14 protein-coding genes are annotated in these 20,702 nt (G+C 67.1%); 10 read left to right on the top strand and 4 right to left on the bottom strand.

Features of this window, described 5'->3' with window-relative positions; all coding sequences use genetic code 11:
- Positions 1–64 precede the first annotated feature (64 nt).
- From addA to LQG66_RS22550, 3 genes are all read right to left on the bottom strand, one after another.
- Positions 65–3,538 carry a double-strand break repair helicase AddA gene (gene addA / locus LQG66_RS22560; RefSeq protein ID WP_231317872.1) on the bottom strand — a complete coding sequence of 1,158 codons (3,474 nt, stop codon included), beginning with the start codon at positions 3,536–3,538 and terminating at the stop codon, positions 65–67.
- On the bottom strand, positions 3,532–6,678 hold the full coding sequence (gene addB / locus LQG66_RS22555) for a double-strand break repair protein AddB (protein WP_231317871.1): 3,147 nt from the start codon (positions 6,676–6,678) through the stop codon (positions 3,532–3,534). The genes addA and addB overlap by 7 nt, the downstream gene beginning before the upstream one ends.
- Before the next feature lie 1,128 nt (positions 6,679–7,806).
- A complete protein-coding gene (locus LQG66_RS22550) occupies positions 7,807–8,565 on the bottom strand; it encodes an SDR family oxidoreductase (protein ID WP_231317870.1) in 759 nt (252 codons plus the stop codon).
- Positions 8,566–8,749: 184 nt separating this feature from the next.
- Here LQG66_RS22550 and LQG66_RS22545 point away from each other — a divergent pair, with 184 nt between their 5' ends.
- Entirely contained in the window at positions 8,750–10,276 is a 1,527-nt protein-coding gene (locus tag LQG66_RS22545) for a malonate--CoA ligase (RefSeq protein WP_231317869.1), read from the top strand.
- A 19-nt stretch (positions 10,277–10,295) separates the two neighbouring features.
- Here LQG66_RS22545 and LQG66_RS22540 read toward each other — a convergent pair whose 3' ends face one another.
- A complete protein-coding gene (locus LQG66_RS22540; protein WP_231317868.1) occupies positions 10,296–10,553 on the bottom strand; it encodes a hypothetical protein in 258 nt (85 codons plus the stop codon).
- A 566-nt stretch (positions 10,554–11,119) separates the two neighbouring features.
- On the opposite strand from LQG66_RS22540, the gene sdhC reads away from it, so the two are divergent.
- From sdhC to LQG66_RS22495, 9 genes are all read left to right on the top strand, one after another.
- Entirely contained in the window at positions 11,120–11,518 is a 399-nt protein-coding gene (gene sdhC / locus LQG66_RS22535; RefSeq protein WP_231317867.1) for a succinate dehydrogenase, cytochrome b556 subunit, read from the top strand.
- 20 nt (positions 11,519–11,538) lie between these two features.
- Positions 11,539–11,913 (top strand): succinate dehydrogenase, hydrophobic membrane anchor protein, encoded by a 375-nt coding sequence (gene sdhD / locus LQG66_RS22530; RefSeq protein ID WP_231327896.1) that lies wholly within the window; start codon positions 11,539–11,541, stop codon positions 11,911–11,913.
- A gap of 2 nt (positions 11,914–11,915) precedes the next feature.
- A complete protein-coding gene (gene sdhA / locus LQG66_RS22525) occupies positions 11,916–13,751 on the top strand; it encodes a succinate dehydrogenase flavoprotein subunit (RefSeq protein WP_231317866.1) in 1,836 nt (611 codons plus the stop codon).
- Between the two features lie 51 nt (positions 13,752–13,802).
- Positions 13,803–14,585, top strand: a complete 783-nt coding sequence (locus LQG66_RS22520; protein WP_231317865.1) for a succinate dehydrogenase iron-sulfur subunit — start codon at positions 13,803–13,805, stop codon at positions 14,583–14,585.
- A gap of 141 nt (positions 14,586–14,726) precedes the next feature.
- Positions 14,727–16,880 (top strand): hybrid sensor histidine kinase/response regulator, encoded by a 2,154-nt coding sequence (locus LQG66_RS22515; RefSeq protein WP_231317864.1) that lies wholly within the window; start codon positions 14,727–14,729, stop codon positions 16,878–16,880.
- Positions 16,881–16,943: 63 nt separating this feature from the next.
- Positions 16,944–18,899, top strand: a complete 1,956-nt coding sequence (locus LQG66_RS22510) for an ABC transporter ATP-binding protein/permease (RefSeq protein WP_231317863.1) — start codon at positions 16,944–16,946, stop codon at positions 18,897–18,899.
- Between the two features lie 140 nt (positions 18,900–19,039).
- Positions 19,040–19,867, top strand: coding sequence for an FkbM family methyltransferase (locus LQG66_RS22505; RefSeq protein WP_231317862.1), 828 nt, complete (start codon positions 19,040–19,042; stop codon positions 19,865–19,867).
- A gap of 95 nt (positions 19,868–19,962) precedes the next feature.
- Positions 19,963–20,448 (top strand): pyridoxamine 5'-phosphate oxidase family protein, encoded by a 486-nt coding sequence (locus LQG66_RS22500; protein WP_231317861.1) that lies wholly within the window; start codon positions 19,963–19,965, stop codon positions 20,446–20,448.
- Positions 20,448–20,666, top strand: a complete 219-nt coding sequence (locus LQG66_RS22495; RefSeq protein ID WP_231317860.1) for a hypothetical protein — start codon at positions 20,448–20,450, stop codon at positions 20,664–20,666. Before LQG66_RS22500 ends, LQG66_RS22495 begins: the two co-directional genes overlap by 1 nt.
- Positions 20,667–20,702 lie beyond the last annotated feature (36 nt).

Below are 20,702 nucleotides of genomic sequence, written 5' to 3'. Positions count from 1 at the left end.
GTCGCGCCGCCTCTGCGTGGGTGTCAAAGTATGAATGGCGTGATGCCGGGTCAAGCGCGCTCACTCAGACGGGATAAGATGGCAGCATGGCGTCCAGCGCGGAGACTGGAAGCTCCATGAATTCAGGGGCTTCGGTCCAGAGCAGGGCGGCCCGGATGGCCCGTCCGGGGTACAATCGGCCGAGCACGGCACGGTACAGCGCGAGCTGGCGGACATAGGCCGGCGGCACCTCGGCCAGCTCCGTGGGCGGCTGCTGGTTGGTCTTGAAGTCGACGATCAGCACCTCGGCCTCGGTCACCACCAGGCGGTCGATCTGCCCGGACACCAGCGCCGGCGGCTGGCCGGCCAAAGCGAGGCGGCCGACGATCGACACCTCCGCGCGGCTGCCGCGTGCGAACACCGCGGCAAAGCGGGGATCATCGATCACGGTGAGCACGCGCCCGGCGAGCCGTTCGCGTTCCTCTTCCGGCCAGACGGCGGCATTGCGCAGCAGGTATCGCAACGCGGCGTCGCGGCGCCGCTCCGGCAGCACCTCCGGCAGCGACTGCAGCAACCGATGCACCAAGGTGCCGCGCTGCATCGCGAGACTGCGCGCGGCGAGCGATTCGCCCGTGCGCACCGGCCGCTCGTCGCCGGACGGATCGGACGGCCTGAGCACGGCGACCTCACCGGGCGCGTCCGTCGCCGGCGTGCGCAGCCAGGCCGGCAGCGCGACCGCCGTCTCCACCATGCGGCGTGCCTCGCCACCAGCGGTCTCCGCGATGTCCTCAGGCCTCGCATAGCGCTTCACCGGCCCGTCCTTGGTCTCGATCACCTCGACCTCCAGGCCGGCCGCATCGAGCCCGCGCGCTATCAGGTCATACCAGCTGCCACCGCGGACGTTGGTCATGTTGCCCGGCATGCAGCCGCCGATGACGAGCCGGTCGGCGGCGCGCGTCATCGCGACGTAGAGCAGCCGGCGATATTCGTCCTCGGTCTCCTTCAGCATCGCCACACGCGCCGCGGTGACCGCTTGCGGATCGTCCGCCTTGCGGCCGGCCCAGACCACGATCTCGTTCTCGCCATGCGGCACGTGGATCAGCCGCAGCCGCTGCGAATCCGCCGGCGACGACGTCGTGTCGACCAGGAACACCACCGAGGCTTCGAGACCCTTGGCGCCGTGCACGGTCATGACCCTGATCTCGTCGCGCGAGATCTCCATGTCGCGCTTCACCTCGGTGTCGGCAGCGCGCAGCCACGCGACAAATCCCTGCAGCGAGGCCGGCGCCTTGCGCTCATAGGACAGCGCCAGCTCGAGAAATTCGTCGAGCGCGTCATTGGCCTCGTGGCCGAGCCGCGCCAGAATGCGGCGGCGGCCGCCATCGCCGCCGAGCAGCCAGGCGTAGAAGGCGAACGGCGTGTCCTCGGCGGCGCGCCGCTCGCACTGCTGCAGCCGGCGCAGCACCGCCTGCAGCCGCTCGTCGCTCACCGCATGTGCAGCGAGCGACTCGCGCAAGCTGCCGCGGCGCTGCCAGGCCAGCTTGAACAGATCATCATCGTCGAGGCCGAACAGCGGGCTCTTCAGCGCCGTCGCCAGTGCGAGGTCGTCTTGCGGCAGCAGCAGCGCATCGGCGAGGTTCATCAGGTCGATGATCGCGATGTGCTCGGTCAGCTTCAGCCGGTCGGCGCCCGCCACGGGAATGCCGGCATGTTTCAGCGCCTGGATCACGGCGTCGAACGCATTGCCGCGCCGGCGCACCAGAATCAGCATGTCGCCATAGCTCAGCCGCCGCCGCGCGCCGTCATGACCGGTCATCGTGCCAGTCAGGATCAGCCGCTTGATCTCGGCCTGGATGCGCCGCGAGAGCTTGACCTCGGGGCTGGTCACGGAGACGCCGTCGAACGGCGCGCGCCAACCTTCGATCTCCTTGCGGTCGTCGCGCTCGCTGAGACTCCACAGCTCGACCAGGCTCGGCCCGGCATCGGTCAGAGCGTTGTGGATGGGGTAGCCGATGTCGGGCGAGTGGATGCTGCTGTAAACGTCACGCTCGCGGAACACGTGATCAACCGCGTGCAGCACCGTCGGGCCGGAGCGAAACGAATAGGTGAAGGACACCGGGTCGAACAGCAGGCCGGCGTCGGTGAAGCGCTTCTGCAACTGGCGCCGCCGCGCATCGAACTCGTGCGGATCGGCGCCCTGGAACGAGAAGATCGACTGCTTCTCGTCGCCGACCGCGAAGATGGTGCGCGTCAGCCCGTCGCGCGCACCGGCGCCGGCGGTGAACTCCTCGATGATGTGGGCGACGATGTCCCATTGCCTGGGGCTCGTGTCCTGCGCCTCGTCGATCAGCACGTGATCGACGCCGCGGTCGAGCTTGTAGTGCACCCAGCCCGCCGAGACCCGGTTGAGCATCGCGAGCGTCTTATCGATCAGGTCGTCGTAGTCGAGCAGCCCGCGCTCTTCCTTCTCGCGGCGATAGTTGGCGGCCGCGGCAGTCGCGATCTGCAACAGCGCCTCGGTGCGGTCGCGCACGACAGCGGCGCGGCGCTTCTCGATCAGGCGGTCGAGCCGGGACGCCTCGGAATCGAACAGACCGGCGAGCCCCGGATTGGCGTCGGCGAATTTCTTGGTCAGCAGCGATTTGCGCGGCTGTTTGTCGTCGGTCAGGAACAGCCGGAGATATTCGTCGACCTGATCTGTGCCTGAGAACGCCAGCGCCGCGCGCAACTGCTCCGCCTGCTTCTGGTCGGTCTTGGCGCCGCCGTCGAGCCGGGCGGCGATATCGGTCCAATCAGCATGCGGCAGATTGGGCCCATCGACGATGTCGCGCTCGATCGCCTCCAGCGTCTCGTCGGCGCCGATGCCGAGCACCTGTCTGAGGTGCTGCGCGGCGACCTCGACACGCCCGGCGCCATCGGTCCAGGCCATGAAGTGATCGCGGCTCAGACAGGCCTCGCGCACGACGTCCTTGAAGGTCGAGTCCGCCGCATTGGCCATCGCCACCTGCAGCGCGCGGCCGACGGCGCTGTCGGGGGCGCGCGCCGCATCGAGCAGCACCTTGAGATTGGCACGCTCCATCATCTCGGTCTGGTCGCGGTCGTCGAGCACCGAGAACCGCGCCGGCACGTTGGCCTCGAACGGAAACTGCTGCAGCAGCCGGGTGCACAGCGCGTGGATGGTCTGCACCTTCAGCCCGCCCGGCGTCTCCAGCGCGCTGGCGAACAGTTTTCGCGCCGCCGCCCGCAGCTTCTTGTCGGAGCTGACAATGCCGGTAGACCTGATCGCGGCGTCGAGCGCGTCGTCGTCGAGCGTCACCCAATGGCCGAGCGTCGAGAACACGCGCTCGGCCATGTTGGCGGCCGCGGCCTTGGTGAAGGTGATGCAGAGGATCTTCTCCGGCGGCACGCCGTCGAGCAGCAGCCGGATCACGCGCTGCACCAGCACATGCGTCTTGCCCGAGCCGGCATTGGCCGACACGAAGGCGGAGGCAGCCGGGTTCGAGGCGCGGGTCTGCGCGTCGCTGACGGCCTGCGGAATGGGGCGGGGCGCCTTCACCATTCCTCGATTCCCAGGCCGCCGGCCGCCGACCATTCCTTGATGCGGGCGAGATCGTCATAGCTGCCGTAGCGATTGGCCCACATCGACAGGTTCAGGGAGGTGTAGCCTTGATTGACGTCCTCGAAGCTGCGGATCAGCGCTTCGAGCTTGTTGCGTGCCTCCTGCGCGGCCTGGTCCGGATGCTGCGGCGTATCGCTCTTGTTGATCTTCAATTCCAGAATGCGCTCTTCGCCCGGCGGATTGTTGCCGGACAGCCTGACATAGACGAGCTGGCTGATCAGGCTGCCGGCCGGAATGCCGTCGAAGCCGCCCTCGCGCAGGATCGCCGCTTCCAAGGTGAGCTGCGGCGACAGCCCCATCCGCACCTGCTTGGCCGTAGGCGGCTGCCCGGTCTTGTAGTCGAGGATGCCGTAGGTGCCCTCGGCGCGCTGCTCGATGCGGTCGGCGCGCGCCGACAGCGTGAAGGTGCGGCCCTGGTCGAGGGGAATGCCGATCTCGCCGCGGATTTCGGCGGTGATGGCGCCGATGTGCTCGCGCCGCGCGCTCTCCCACGCCGCGAACCAGCCGGCGATGCGCTGGAAGCGCGGCCACCACAGTGCGCGTGCCTCCGGGCGCTCCATCAGCGGCGCGAAATGCTTCTCACCGATGACGCGCAGCGCATGCGCCGGATGCAGCGGCAGTGCATCGGCATAGGTTTGCGTGAACTCGCCGATCGCCTCGTGGATGGCCGAGCCGCGATCGGCCGCCGACAGCGGCATGTCGACAGGATCGAGCGCCTCGAGGCGCAGGATGTAGCGGGCGAAGATCGTATAGGGATCGCGCAGCCAGTCTTCGATGGCGGTGACCGACATCCGCAGGGGCCGCGCTGATAGCGGCGGCTTCGGCGCGGGCTGGTCGATCGGCTTTACGGTTGCAGGCTGGTCGAGCACCTCGGCATAACGGACATAGGTATCGCCGCGCGCGGCCGCCGCCTTCCAGCGCTCGGTGCCGGCGACAGCCTGGAGCCGGTGCAGGAAGCGCGAGGCCACGGCCGGCGCGCCGCCGGCCTTGGCGGCATGAGTGAGGATCACTTCGGGGGCGCCGAGCAATTGCGCGAAGTCGTGCGCCGACAGGCCGATGCGGCGCTCGGGCAGATCGAGGCCGAGCTGGTGCCGCATCGGGCGGCTGAGCCAGGGATCGATGCGCGGCGCCGGCGGCCACACGCCCTCGATCAGACCGCCGATGATGATGCGGTCGGCCTGCATCAGGCGCGCTTCCAGCGGGCCGTAGATCTGCAGCTGCGCACCGTGCCGCTCGGGCCGGCGCACCGCGCGGTCGGAGAACGCGGTGTGGAACACGTCGGGATAATCCGACAGCGGCAGCATCAGGCCGCAGCGCTCGCCCGGTGCCAGGAGGTCATCGAAGCAGCGCGACAGCGCCGCGCCGTCGCGCTCGGCAAACGCCGTGCTGAGACCGACATCGTCGGTCGACAGCGCGATCAGCACCTCGCGATGCCGCGCCGCCAGCTCGGCGAAATCCTGCGGGCGCGGGGTGGCAAGGTTTTCGAGCGGCGCCAGCGCCGTTTGCAATTGCGCGATCAGCGCGCCGGCGCGGTCGAGCTGCTCGCCGCCGAGACGCGCGCGCGCCTCGGCCTTGTGCAGCGATGATGCCTCGCCTTGATGTAGCTTGGTGTGCTCGTTGCGGAAGCGCGCGAAGTCGCGCGCGAGCCCGGCCGTTCCTGCTTGCGGCCGCGTGCCGCGGAGCATGGCGAGCTCCAGCGTCTCGATCGCGGTCTTCCAGCCGCCGGCTGCGCGGCCCAGCCGGCACAGCGGATGCTTGAGCAGCGCCAGCAACGTCGGCGGTTCCAGGCCGCGGGCCGCGGCTTCCGCCGCGAGGCGCGCGAAGATCCCGGCCGGCGTCTCCAGCAGCGCATCGCCGCCGGAATCGTCGAAGGTCAGATGCCAGCGCGTCAGCGCCGCCATCACCCGCCGCGCCAGCGCGCGGTCCGGCGTCACGAGCGCCGCCGATTTGCCGAGATGGCGCGCCTCGCGCATGGCGATCGCGATCGCCAGCGCCTCCATCTCGGGATTGGGCGCCGCGACCACGGCGAGATTGTCCATCGCTTCGGCGATGTTGGCGGCGATGTCGAACTGGCGCAGTCGCTCGTGCCAGACCGCAGTGGCCTCCGACGGCCGCATCGCTTCGGAGATCAGGACCTCGCGGCCGCCGCGCATCGTCGCCGCCAGCCTCACCACGTCGCGCCGCTCGAGGCCGAAGCGCTTGAGGAGCAGATGCATCGCATATTGCGGATGGTTGACCGCGGGCAGTGTCAGGACCCGGCCGCTGCGATCTTTCGCGCCGCCGATCGAGGCCCAGGCCGGCTCGTCGAGATCGGTGTCGAGCCCGGGCAGCACCACGGCGCCATGCGGCAGCTTCGCCACCGCCAGCAGGAATTTTGCGGTCGCGGGCATCGAGCCGGTGGAGCCTGCGGCGATCACGGGTCCTTCCGGATGCGTCGAGAGGCGCGCGGCCTCCGCGGCGATCAGGATGTCGCGCCGGGCCGCCGGCTCGATGCGCTCGATCTCCGCGAGATAGGCCGGCCACGCGGTGCGGGCGATGCGCAGGAATTCGAGCGAATGCTGCCAGTAGCGGTCGAGCTGATCCGGCACGAGATCGTCGAGCGCGTCCCATGACACGCCGCGCGTCACCATGTCGTCGATCAGCCGCGCCAGGTCGCCGGCCAATGCGAGCGTCGAGGCGGGACCGCCGACGACCAGCGGCGCCGACACCGGCGTCTTGGCCCAGGCCGCAACCAGCCGCGCCAAAGTGAGCCGGCGCTGCAGCTCGTCGAGCCGCTCCGGCATCTCGAGCGGCGCCGTGCCCTGGAATGATTCGCTGTCCTCGGCGAAGGCGAGCTCGTCCTCGTCGATGTCGCCAAGCGCGACGAGGCGCGGCAGCACGGCGGCGTCGGTCTTCAGCTCCTCCAGGAACATCTCGCGCGCCACGCGCAGGGAGCGCCGCGTCGGCAGGTACAGCGTCGCGGTCGCGAGCCTGGCCGGATCGCTGCGTGCCTCGAAGCCCTCGACCAGCCGGCCGTCGATCAGCGCCGCGATCACGCTGCGCAGGAACGGTGCCGAGATGGGAACGGTGAAGACGCGCATGGCCTGCGATTCGCGGTGAGCTCAGGGCGTCTATATAGGGAGCGATCGGCCGCAGGTCATATCCGGGGTGTGGACGGGTGTTGACAGGTGCGGCCGCGCGTTCGGTTGCCTAGAGCGTTCTTGCGGTTGGGGGCAGTTGTTCGTGGCGCCGAGCGGCAGTTCCGGATGGTGTTTGCCACTTGGAAGTGAGGCGATCACACGACTTCCGCATATTCGCTGTCGTCCCGGGCAAGCCTCTGACGGCGCGTCAGCGCTGTCAGAGGCGCCGACCCGGGACCCATAGCCTCAGGCTGATGTTCGTGGCGCGATGGTCATGGCAAATCTTCGCAACACGCCCGCCTGTGGATATGGATCCCGGCTCTGCACCCTGGCCTCGCTGCGCGACGCCAGGGCTTGGCCGGGACGACACTGAATATGAGGAATATGAGGAAGCAGCTTCATATGAGGAAGCAGCTTCGCCCGATTCGCCATCTTTGGCAGGCCACCGACCGCGCCTCATGCGCACTCATTCTCGCGACGCCCTCGCGCCCGAGTGATGCAAATCGTTCGCCCTCATCTGAGGCAAGGGCGCAGGGAAGGCCGGGTGCCGACTGGCACCCGTGGCCCGCCTGCGAACAAAATGCAGGCGGCAGGAACCACAGGTTCAGCCGGAACGACCCGGCCCTCCCTGCGCGATGGTGTTACGGCTTATACGTCCTCTCCTCGGTGCGCCGGGCTTGTTGGCCACCGTCGTCGCGCGGTTCATCCGCCGCACGGCTTGGCATCAGCATCGGGATGCCGGGACCTTACGATTTCGCCGTCCTGTCCGGACCGTTCGTCCGCGCGCGAGACGCACGCTGCGATCCTGACAGGCCATCGCATCCCGCGCTCAACGTCCGTGACGATCGCGATACGCCCCTCGCACGAGGCGGGATGGCATGAGAGAGCACAAATTCTGTAAAAACGAAAGAGGAATTTTGGCGCGTGGAGGCTCACGGGCGTGATCAGTCTGGAAGGACGAATGAAATCAGTTTTCCTGCGCAGGGCATTTCGCGCGATGATTTGCGGATTGATGCCGGCTGCTCGGCGCAATCGCACGGAATGCGGTGAGGTGCGTCGCCCGTCGGGCAGTCGACGATCCGCCCCCCCTCAATCCCGGGCGGAGGGGGTCTGGATGAAGCCGCGGTTCCAGGTCGGGCTGATCAGGATCTCGTTGACGCAGACGCGCGGTGGCAGGCTGGCGACGAAGGCGATGGTGCGGCCGAGATCGTCGGGCTGCAGCATCCTTGCCTGCTCCTCGGCGCTGGGCACCACCGGCCGCTGCGCGAGGATCGGCGTCGCCACCTCGCCCGGCATCAGGCAGCAGGCGCGCAGGCCATTGACGCATTCCTCCATGTTGAACGAGTGGGTCAGCGCCAGCACGGCGTGCTTGGTCGTGGTGTAGGCCGGCCCGGGCATCTTCGAGACGTGCCGCCCGGCCCAGGACGAGACGTTGATGATGGCGCCGTCCTGCTGCGCGCGCATCGCCGGCAGCACCGCCTTCATGCAATAGAGCACGCCGTTGAGGTTGATCTCGACCAGCTGGGTCCAGCCTTCCAGGGTCATGTCGTCCCAACGGCGTTTCGGGACGTTCACGCCGGCCGAGTTCACCAGCAGGTCGATGCGGCCATGCCGCGCCAGGATGGCGTCGGCCGCGGCCTGTACGTCGGCAGCCTTGGCCACGTCGAGCGGGACGGCCTCGGCGGTGCCGCCGCCGGCGGTGATCCGGGCCACCACGGCCTCGAGCGCGGCCTTGCGCCGGCCGGATACCACGATCGTCCAGCCCTCGGCCGCGAGCGCCAGCGCGCCAGCCTCGCCGATGCCGGTGCCGCCGCCCGTGATCCACGCGATCCGTTTCCCCTTGGTCATATCTTGGCGTCTCCCGTTGCCTTCGAAAGGGCGTTCTTGCTAATGCAGCCTCGATCAGAGACGGCAACCCAGGCGACTGCGACGTCACCGGTGCTGTCCGCCGTTCCGGCCCTTTTGGTTGTCGTCGAGCATGATGTCCGGCGATGCCGTTGCCGGCGCGGTGCCTGCTCCAGGGGAATGTTGCATGAACCAAGCCGCCGACGCCAATCTGTTCTCCCGCCTGTTCGATCGCCTTGACGATCCCGGCCGCCTTGCGATCGAAACCCATGACGGTCAGCGCATCTCCTATGCCGACCTGATCGCGCGCGCGGGCCAGATGGCGAACGTGCTGGTTGCGCGTGGCGTCAGGCCGGGCGACCGCGTCGCGGCGCAGACCGAGAAGTCGGTGGCGGGCCTCGTGCTCTATCTCGCAACCGTGCGCGCCGGCGGCGTCTATTTGCCGCTCAACACCGCCTATACGCTCAACGAGCTCGACTACTTCATCGGCGACGCCGAGCCGACGGTGGTGGTGTGCGATCCCACCAGGGCCGAGGGCATCGGTGCGCTCGCGGCCAAGGTCGGCGCCAAGGTGGAAACGCTTGATGCCACCGGCAAGGGTTCGCTGACGGAGGCCGCCGACAAGGCCGCCACGGCGTTCACCACCGTGCCGCGTGGCGCCGATGACCTCGCTGCGATCCTCTACACGTCCGGCACCACGGGACGTTCGAAGGGCGCGATGCTGTCCCACGACAACCTCGCCTCGAACTCGCTGACCCTGATCGACTACTGGCGCTTCACCAAGGACGACGTGCTGATCCACGCGCTGCCGATCTATCACACCCACGGCCTGTTCGTGGCCAGCAACGTCACGCTGTTTGCGCGTGCGTCGATGATCTTCCTGCCCAAGCTCGATCCCGACCTGATCATCACCCTGATGGCGCGCGCCACCGTGCTGATGGGCGTGCCGACCTTCTACACGCGGCTGCTGCAGAATCCGCGGTTGAGCAAGGAAACGACCAGCCACATGCGGCTGTTCATCTCGGGCTCGGCGCCGCTGCTCGCGGATACGCATCGCGAATGGTTCGCACGCACCGGTCATGCGGTGCTCGAGCGCTACGGCATGACCGAGACCAACATGAACACGTCGAACCCCTACGACGGCGAGCGCGTGCCCGGCGCGGTCGGCTTCCCGCTGCCCGGCGTCGCCGTGCGCGTCACCGATCCCGAGACCGCCAAGGAGCTCGCGCGCGACGAGATCGGCATGATCGAGGTCAAGGGCCCGAACGTGTTCAAGGGCTATTGGCGCATGCCCGAGAAGACCAGGTCCGAATTCCGCGACGACGGCTACTTCATCACCGGCGACCTCGGCAAGATCGACACCCAGGGCTATGTCCACATCGTCGGGCGCGGCAAGGATCTCGTGATCTCCGGCGGCTTCAACGTCTATCCGAAGGAGATCGAGAGCGAGATCGACGCGATGGCGGGCGTGGTGGAATCCGCCGTCATCGGCGTGCCGCATCCCGATTTCGGCGAGGGCGTCACCGCCGTCGTGGTGCGTCATCCCGGCGCCGATGTCACCGAGGCGGGCGTCCTGAAGAACCTCGACGGCCGGCTGGCCAAGTTCAAGATGCCCAAGCGCGTGTTCGTCGTCGACGAACTGCCGCGCAACGCGATGAGCAAGGTGCAGAAGAACGTGCTGCGTGATCAGTACAAGGACATCTATTCGAAGTGACCGACGGCGCGGCGCCGGCTCAACGCCGGCGTCCGATCGCCAGCCCTGCGAGCGCGGCCAGCGGCGGCGCGGCGCAGATCAGCACGAATTCGAGCACGGCGAGCCAGGCGATCTCGTGCTGGATCGCGAGCGCCAGGCACGCCGCGAACAGGCCGGCGGCGGAGAAGCCGAGGATGCAGGTCAGCGGCTCTTCGGCCGGCTCATGCGCGGACGATCTTCGCACCGGCAGCGCCGCCGGTCGTTCACTGGTTGTTGGCGTGACCGTTGGAAGCGGCATCGGAGCCCCCTGCACCGCGTCGTGCGTTACAACGCCTCGAGACTAGGCCGCTTCGTCGCTTGCTGACATGCGGCAAAATCGACCGAAGCCACGCGGTGCGGACGCTCCGAAGTCGATGGACGCTCCGCATCCGCCGCGATGTGCCACCGGCCGGGTCACTCGGTGGCGGGCGTTTGCCCCGCGAATCCTTCCGGTCAGGTTTGCAGAAAGATCAGACTGGCGGGGCCATTCGCCCGCGAAACCAGCGAACCGGGATCCGTAGTTAAGCGGTGAATCAATGCTCTCCGATCGGCGTTATTCAATGCTCAGGACCTGCCGTCACGACCCGTGCGGAGGAGTAGAGATGAATCGAAATTCGCTATATTCTCGTGTGAGCGAGCCCTGGTATACCACGCTCGCGTTTGATCCTTTTTCCGCGGGCCTGTAGCAGTGAATCGCTGTTCGGTTTTGAGCCATTTGGCCGTTGCAACGCCTGTTCCTTCTCCGTAAATAAAAGCCGCCTTGCCGATCCACACGGCCGCAAGCCCCTTCCGTTCACGGCCCACAAGAAATCATCAAAGCAACCAATGACAGCCAGGATCGAACGACCGCTTTCGCCGCATCTGCAAACCTACCGCTGGACGCTGACGATGATCTTGTCGATCGTCCATCGCGCCACCGGTGTTGCACTATATTTCGGGACGCTGCTGCTGGCCTGGTGGCTGATCGCCGCCGCATCCGGTCCCAGCGCCTACTCCTACGTCCAGGGCTTCATGGGCAGCTTCCTCGGCCGCCTGATCATCTTCGGCTACACCTGGGCGCTTCTGCACCATCTGCTGTCCGGCATCCGCCACTTCGTCTGGGATCTCGGCTACGGCTTCAAGCCCAACGAGCGCGAGGCGCTGACCTGGGGTGCACTGATCGGCGGCATCTTCCTGACCGTTCTGGTGTGGATCGTGGCCTACGCAGTGGGAGGCGGCCGATGAGCAACGTACGCGCAAAATCGATGCGCACCCCACTCGGACGGGTCCGCAATCTCGGTGCGGCGCATTCGGGCACCGGAGATTTCTGGCGGCAACGCCTGACGGCCGTGGCGATGACCCTTCTCATCGTCCCCGTCGTCGTCGTCGTGATCATGCTGCTCGGCCGCAACCAGGCCGGCGCGGCGCAGATCCTGGGCTCGCTGCCGATCGCCTTGATCATGCTGCTGTTCGTGATCGCGAGCTGCTGGCACATGAAGATCGGCATGCAGGTCGTGATCGAGGACTACGTCCACAGCGAGCCGCTGAAGCTGATCTCGATCATGGCCAACAACTTCTTCGCCGTGACCGTGGCGCTCGCCTCGATCTACGCCCTCATCAAACTGTCTTCTGGAGTCTAGCCATGGCCGGCGCAAATGGCAGCGCGAACGGCGCGCCCGCGACGAACGGAAAAGCCTATCCGATCGAGGATCACACCTATGACGTCGTCGTCGTCGGCGCCGGCGGCGCCGGCCTGCGCGCCGTCGTCGGCTGCAGCGAAGCGGGCCTGCGCACCGCATGCATCACCAAGGTGTTCCCGACCCGCTCGCACACGGTAGCGGCGCAAGGCGGCATCTCCGCCTCGCTCGGCAACATGCATCAGGACGACTGGCGCTGGCACATGTACGACACCGTCAAGGGGTCGGACTGGCTCGGCGACCAGGACGCGATCGAATACATGGTGCGCAACGCGCCCGAGGCGGTCTACGAGCTCGAGCATTGGGGCGTGCCGTTCTCGCGCACCGAGGATGGCAAGATCTACCAGCGGCCGTTCGGCGGCATGACGCTGGACTACGGCAAGGGCCAGGCGCAGCGCACCTGCGCCGCCGCCGACCGCACCGGCCATGCCATGCTGCACACCATGTATGGCCAGTCGCTGCGACACGCCGCGGAGTTCTTCATCGAATTCTTCGCCATCGACCTGATCATGGACGACCAGGGCGTCTGCCGCGGCGTCATTGCGCTGAAGCTCGATGACGGCACCTTGCACCGCTTCCGCGCCCAGACCACGATCCTGGCGACCGGCGGCTACGGCCGCGCCTACGCCTCCTGCACCTCGGCGCATACCTGCACCGGCGACGGCGGCGGCATGGCGCTGCGCGCCGGCCTGCCGCTGCAGGACATGGAGTTCGTGCAGTTCCACCCGACCGGCATCTACGGCTCGGGCTGTCTGGTCACCGAGGGTGCGCGCGGCGAGGGCGGCTATCTCGTCAACGCCGAGGGCGAGCGCTTCATGGAGCGCTACGCGCCCTCCGCCAAGGACCTCGCCTCGCGTGACGTCGTGTCGCGGGCGATGACCATCGAGATCCGCGAGGGCCGCGGCGTCGGCAAGAAGAAGGACCACATCTTCCTGCATCTCGACCATCTCGATCCGAAGGTGCTGGCCGAGCGGCTGCCCGGCATCTCCGAATCGGCCAAGATCTTCGCCAATGTCGACGTGACCCGCGAGCCGATCCCGATCGTGCCTACGGTGCACTACAACATGGGCGGCATCCCGACCAACTATCACGCCGAGGTGCTGACCAAGAAGGACGGCGACGACAACGCCATCGTGCCCGGCCTGATGGCGGTGGGCGAGGCGGCCTGCGTGTCGGTGCACGGCGCCAACCGTCTCGGCTCGAACTCGCTGATCGACCTCGTGGTGTTCGGCCGTGCGGCCGCGCTGCGGCTGGCCGAGAAGCTGACGCCCAACGGCAAGCAGCCCGACCTGCCGAAGGATTCGGCGGACCTCGCGCTCGGCCGGCTCGATCGCTACCGCTACTCCTCCGGCGGCACGCCGACCGCGAAGCTGCGCGAGAGCATGCAGCACGTGATGCAGACCAACTGCGCCGTGTTCCGCACCGGCGATGTACTGCAGGAAGGCCACAACCTGATCCACAAGGTCCATGGCGGCATCGGCGACATCGCCGTGTCCGACCGCTCGCTGGTGTGGAATTCGGATCTGATCGAGACGCTGGAGTTCGACAACCTGATCGCGCAGGCGGTGGTGACGATGGACTCGGCGGGGAACCGCACCGAGAGCCGCGGCGCCCACGCCCGCGAGGATTTCCCCGATCGCGACGACAAGACCTGGATGAAGCACACGCTGGCGTGGATCGACAACAAGGACGGCAAGACCACGATCGATTTCCGTCCGGTGCACAACTACACCATGACCAACGACGTGCAGTACATCCCGCCCAAAGCCCGCGTCTATTGATCGCGCGCGTGTACTAAGCCCGGTCCGTGACAACTGAGAAGGCCCTCTGAAATGGCTGAGTTCGCACTTCCGAAGAATTCGCAGATCACCGGCGGCAAGACCTGGCCCAAGCCGTCGAGCGCCGCCGAGGTTCGCGAGTTCAAGGTCTATCGCTGGAATCCGGACGACGGCAAGAATCCGAGCGTCGACACCTATTATGTCGACGTCAACGATTGCGGTCCGATGGTCCTCGACGGCCTGATCTGGATCAAGAACCACATCGATCCGTCGCTGACCTTCCGCCGCTCCTGCCGCGAGGGCGTGTGCGGCTCCTGCGCGATGAACATCGACGGCCAGAACACGCTGGCCTGCACCAAGTCGATGCACGACGTGAAGGACGGCGCGGTCAAGGTCAACCCGCTGCCGCACCAGCCGGTGGTGAAGGATCTCGTTCCCGACCTCACCAATTTCTACGCGCAATATGCCTCGATCGAGCCGTGGCTGAAGACGACCTCGGCGACGCCGCAGAAGGAATGGCGGCAGAGCCATGAGGATCGCGAGAAGCTCGACGGCCTCTACGAGTGCATCCTGTGCGCCTGCTGCTCGACCTCGTGCCCGAGCTACTGGTGGAACAGCGAGCGCTATCTCGGGCCGGCCGCGCTGCTGCAGGCCAACCGCTGGGTCAAGGACAGCCGCGACGAGGCCACCGGCGAACGGCTCGACAATCTCGAGGATCCGTTCCGGCTGTATCGCTGCCACACCATCATGAACTGCGCCAAGGCCTGCCCGAAGGGGCTGAACCCGGCCGAGGCGATCGCTGAGCTGAAGCTGAAGCTGGTCGAGCGGCAGATCTAGCCGGGTCGGAGAATTCCAAGCCTCTCTTCCAAGCCTATCATCACACCAGCAGCGCCCGGAACCGTCACAAGTTCCGGGCGCTGCTGCTTTGTAGCTCCGCCCGATTGCAGTAATGTCGCCGTTCCAACGGCTGGAGCGACCGTGCAGACGGCACAAAGCAAATCGCTGACGATGTTGCGATGGATGATGGTCGCGTCGCTCGCGCTTCCCGTCGCGCTGTTCCTGATCGCCGCTCACGTATCCTACGGCACGACTTCCGAGGAAGCCGATCGCGAGATCCGCCGTTCGCTGGACGTTGTCCACGAGCATGCGCTGAAGGTGTTCGAGACCATCGACCGCAGCCTGTCGGAGATCGACGAGATCGTCCGCGATCTGTCCGATACCGACATCCGGACGCGGGGGCAGGCGCTGCATGCGCGGCTTCGCCAGCTGGCGGACTCGCTGCCGCAGATGAAGTCGGCCTGGGTGTTCGACGCCAATGGCCGGCCGCTCGTCAACAGCATGATCTATCCGGCGCCGGACATGACCTTCGCCGACCGCGACTATTTCAGCGCCCACGTCAAGGACAGCATCGGCACCTTCATCGGCGCGCCGCTGACGCCGCGCTCGCCCTATCAAGGTGCGGCCTTCTTCGGCATCAGCCGCCGGCGCCAGAGCGACGACGGCAGCTTCACGGGCATCATTCAGGCCTCGATTCTTCCCGACTATTTCGAGCACTTCTATGCCCGCATCGGCCGTGCGCCGGGCAGCTACTTCGCGCTGCGCCGCTTCGACGGCCTGATCCTGGCGCGTTTCCCCGCCGCTGTTCAAGGAGGCACCGCTTCGACGCCGGGCGACATCCCGGCGGGTGCCGCCGATACCGAGCAGCTGGTCACGGAGACCTCGCCCGTCGATGGGGTCGAGCGGCGTGTCGGCTACCAGCGGCTCTCCGGCTATCCAATCTATGTTTCCACCGGGCTCGAGACGGCGACCATCCGCAACCGTTGGCTGTCCACGATCAGCCGGCATCTGATCTTCGGCGTCCCCGCCACGGTTCTGCTGATCATCTTCCTAGCCCTGGCCAGGCGGCGCACCGAGCACCTCTACGTCGAGGCCGCGCGCCGACTGGAAGCCGAGGACGCCCTCAAGCACAGCCAGCGCATGGAAGCGCTCGGCCAGCTCACCGGTGGCGTCGCGCACGACTTCAACAACCTGCTCACGGTGATCCGGGCCTCGGCCGACCTGCTGCGACGGCCCAACCTCCCCGACGAGCGGCGGCAGCGCTACATCGACGCCATCTCCGACACGGTCGCGCGCGCCTCCAAGCTGACCTCGCAGCTGCTCGCCTTCGCCCGGCGCCAGGCGCTGAAGCCGGAGGTGTTCGACATCGGCCGCAGCGTCGCCACCTTGCGCGACATGACCAGGACCCTGGTCGGCTCTCGCATCGAGGTCGTGACCTCGGTTCCGGACGAGCCGTGCTACGTCAATGCCGACGCCGGCCAGTTCGAGACGGCCCTGATCAACATGGCCGTCAACGCCCGGGACGCCATGGCCGGCCAGGGACTCCTCAACATCGCTGTTGCACCCGTGGCCGAGCTGCCGACTCCCGTCGCGCCGCATGATCGTCCGCCGCTCGGCTACGTCGCCGTCGCGGTCCGCGACACCGGCGTCGGCATTCCGCCGGAGCAGGTCGGCCGGATCTTCGAGCCGTTCTTCACCACCAAGACGATCGGGCAGGGCACCGGTCTTGGCCTGTCCCAGGTGTTCGGCTTCGCCAAGCAGTCCGGCGGCGAGATCGGCGTGCTCAGCGAACCCGGACGCGGCGCGACCTTCACGCTGTATTTGCCGCGTATCGCGGGCGTGAGCGGGCAGACCCACGCCGATCCCCAGCCGTCCGTCCCGATCGGCGGCGACGGCATGTCGGTGCTGGTGGTCGAGGACAACATCGCTGTCGGCCGCTCGGCCACCGAGGCCCTGGCCGAGCTCGGCTATCGCACCACGCTGGTGGACAATGCCAACGACGCGCTCGAGGAATTGATCAGCGGCATGACCCGCTTCGACGTCGTGTTCACCGACGTCGTCATGCCCGGCATGACAGGGCTCGAATTCGCCGAGGAGATCCGCCGGCTCGAGCTCAACGTGCCGGTGGTGCTGGCCAGCGGCTACAGCCACGTGCTGGCGCAACAGGGCACGCACGGCTTCGAGCTGTTGCGCAAGCCCTATTCGATCGAGGAATTGTCCCGCGTCCTGCGCAGGGTCGTGCCCGTCCCGCTCTACCGCGCACCATCGGTGGTGCATGGCTCCGAGGTGCATTGACACCTCCCGGGATGCAGTGGAACCCGGCCGGGAACCATCTGCTTTTGTTGCTGTTATCGCGCCATGGGACAGGTCCAGGACATCGCGCGGCGGGCTGCGCAGCAGCCCGAGCAGGCGCCGATCATCGAGATCGCCGCCGAGAATGGCGACCACGTCGAGCCGCCCCCGCCCGAGCTGGTCGAGCCTGATCCCGAGCTCTCGCCGGAAGAGGCCGAGCAACTGCGCAAACGCTATCTGCTGACACGTTTTTGGATCAGCGCGCGCGGCTATTGGGGCAAGATCGGCGACCGGCTGGCGTGGCCGCTCACGATCAGCCTGCTGTTGCTGATCGTCGCGACCGTCGCGTTTCAATACGGCATCAATGTCTGGAATCGATCGATCTTCGATGCGATCGAGAAGCGCGATGCGGCAACCGTCTTTCATCTCACCGCGATCTTCTTCCCGCTGGCGATCGGCAGCGTCATCCTCGGTGTCGCGCAGGTCTATGCGCGGATGGCAATCCAGCGGCGCTGGCGCGCCTGGCTCACCAACAGCGTGATCACGCGCTGGCTGAGCAGCGGTCGCTACTATCAGCTCAACCTCGTCAGCGGCGATCACAAGAACCCGGAATACCGGATCGCCGAGGATCTGCGGATCGCAACCGACTCGCCGGTCGACTTCGTGGCCGGTGTGACCTCGGCGCTGCTCTCGGCTGTGACCTTCATCGTCGTGCTCTGGACCATCGGCGGCGCGCTCACGGTTCATCTGGGCGCAACCGAGGTCACGATTCCCGGCTTCCTCGTGATCGCGGCGATCGTCTACGCCGCCATCGCCTCGGGTTCGATCATGGTGATCGGCCGCCGCTTCGTGCAGATCTCGGAGGACAAGAACCAGGCGGAAGCCGAATTCCGTTACACACTGACGCGCGTGCGGGAGAATGGCGAAAGCATCGCGCTGCTCGGCGGCGAGACCGAGGAGCGCGCCGGCATCGACAGGACCTTCGGCAGCGTGCTGCAGCAATGGGCGCGGCTGGCCGGCCAGCACATGCGCACCACGCTGGTGTCGCAGGGCTCGAGCCTGATCGCCCCGGTCGTGCCGCTGCTGTTGTGCGCGCCAAAATTTCTCGACGGCAGCATGACGCTCGGCCAGGTGATGCAGGCCGCGAGCGCGTTCACGATCGTGCAGACCGCGTTCGGCTGGCTCGTCGACAACTATCCGCGCCTGGCCGACTGGAACGCCTGCGCCCGCCGCATTGCATCGCTGATGATGTCGCTCGATGCGCTCGAGCGCGCCGAGCGCGGTGATGGTTTCGGCCGCATCAAGCGCGGCGAGACCACGGGTGAGGCGATGCTCAGCCTGAACGATCTGTCGGTCACGCTCGACGACGGCACCGCCGTGGTCGGCGAGACCGAGGTCGTGGTCGATCCCGGCGAGCGCCTGCTGGTGGCTGGCGAATCCGGCACCGGCAAGAGCACGCTGGTGCGCGCGATCGCGGGGCTCTGGCCGTGGGGCGGCGGCAGCATCAACTTCCATCCCGACCGCCGGCTGTTCATGCTGCCGCAGCGGCCCTACGTGCCGTCGGGAAGCCTGCGCCGCGCCGTGGCCTATCCTGGCGCCGCTGAGGACTGGAATGTGGAGCGGGTCGGGGAAGCCCTGCACAAGGTCGGGCTCGATCACCTCCAGGACCGGATCGAGGAGGAGGCGCCGTGGGACCAGACCTTGTCGGGCGGCGAGAAGCAGCGCCTCGCCTTCGCGCGGCTGTTGCTGCACGCCCCTGACATCGTCGTGCTCGACGAGGCGACGTCGGCCCTCGACGAGAAGAGCCAGGATGAAATGATGGAGATGGTCACCAGCGAGCTCCCGAAGGCGACCATCGTCAGCGTCGCCCATCGGGCCGAGCTCGAGGCGTTTCACAGCCGCAAGATCGTGCTCGAGCGGCGCAAGGGCGGCGCCAAATTGGTGAGCGACATCGATCTCATTCCGCGCAAGGGAAAGCGGCGCCTGCTTGGCCGTTTCCTGCGCCAGCGCAAGCAGGTCTGACGGCCTGGCGAGCCGTTGCGGCCAGCGGCGGGGGCTGTCGCGGCGTCGTCCCGGTGAGACCACAATGCGGCCACGTCGCCTGCATTGGCGTCCTCCGCAAAACCGGTTATCACACCCAGCCCTCAGTTCAGGATGCGACCTTGACGCCCGACAACGATCCCTCCCCGCCCCCCTTCGGTGCCTTCGCTCCCAATGCAGCGCAGGCGCTGGTCATCCGGCTGGCGCACGGATCCGGGCTGAAGCGTGGTGCGTTCCGGCCGATGTTGACGCGGGTCGTCAACATGCTCAGGGCCGGGCCGCTCGACGTCGACTATCAGGGTGCCAGTTTCCGCTTCCATCATCAGGTCAGCGCGACCGAGCGTGGGGCGCTGTTCAATCCCGACTACAATCGCGAGGAGTTGGATTTCCTACGCCGGCATACGTCTGAAGGCGGTGTGGTCGTCGATGTCGGCGCCAATGTCGGGACGTTCGCCTTGCCGCTGGCGCGTCACGTCGGTCCGAACGGTCTGGTGATTGCGGTCGAGCCGCACCCGGTCACGCATGCGCGGCTCCGCTTCAACCGTGATGCGTCCGCGCTTGCCCATGTCAGGCTGGTCGCCGCTGCGGCCGGCGAGACCGACGGCGAGGTGATGATCGAAACCGATGGCGACAATCTCGGCGCCAGCCACATCGTGACCGGAACAGCGGGCGCAGAGGCCTTCAAGGTGCCGTCGCTGCGGCTCGAGGCGATTCTCGAACAGGCCGGAGCGACCAAGGTCGACGCGCTGAAGATCGATGTCGAGGGGTTCGAGGACCGCGTGCTGACCTGCTTCTTCCGCGACGCGCCGGCGACGCTGTGGCCGCGCGCCGTCGTCATCGAGCATCTGTCGCGCGACGAATGGCAGCAGGACTGTCTCGCGGACATGATCGGCCGTGGCTACCGGGAAAGCGGGCGCACGCGCAGCAATACGTTGTTGCTGCGCGGCTGAAGGCGTTTCCTGCGTCCATCGCGTTTCCGGCCTCTGACGCGGAACATCAGCCCGAAGCGCGGCGTTACCGTTCCCTGACAGCCAGGGAGTGGATCATGAGCAGTGACGAGCGGCGCGATCAGGATCGCGTCTGGGACCTGATGAAGACAATCGGCTTTGCCATGCTGGTCACCCGCGACGGCAGCAAGCTGCGGGCACGGCCGATGAGCGCCTGTCTCGCGCGCGACGAGAACGTGATCTATTTCCTGACCGATGCGCGCCATCACAAGGATGAGGAGATCGCGCGCAATCCCCAAGTCAATCTGTCATTTGCGGACGCCGGCAGCCAGAAATACGTCTCGCTGACCGGCACCGCGGCGATCTCCAACGATCGTGGCAAGATCCGCGAACTGTTCTCGATGCCGGCCAAGGCGTGGTGGGACAGCGCCGAGGATCCGAACATCCGCCTGCTCAGGATCACGCCCGATGACGCCGAGTTCTGGGATTCGCCCGGCACGGTCGTCAGCTACGTCAAGATGGCCGCGGCCGCCGTCACCGGACGTCGCCCGGATGTGGGCGACAATCGAAAGGTCGCGATGTGATGCCAATCGAGCCGCCCGAGATTCCGCCAGCGACACCCGGGCATCCCGTCGAGCCACCCATGGAGGATCCGGTCGGCAACCCCAGCCCGGAGGTGCCGCCGCCGGTTCGTGAGCCCGATATGCCAACGCCTCCGCGTGAGCTTCCGGGTCAAACGCCCGACGAAATACCAGGTCGTGGACCGCTCGGTCCGACCACGCCAAATCCGGCCACGGATTGACCGCGATGCAACCGCGATCATGATAGGCGCGCGGGG

The sequence above is a fragment of the Bradyrhizobium ontarionense genome (genome assembly GCF_021088345.1).
In the GTDB taxonomy this organism is placed as follows: Bacteria; Pseudomonadota; Alphaproteobacteria; order Rhizobiales; family Xanthobacteraceae; genus Bradyrhizobium; species Bradyrhizobium ontarionense.
This window is presented reverse-complemented; position numbering and strand designations above follow the sequence as displayed.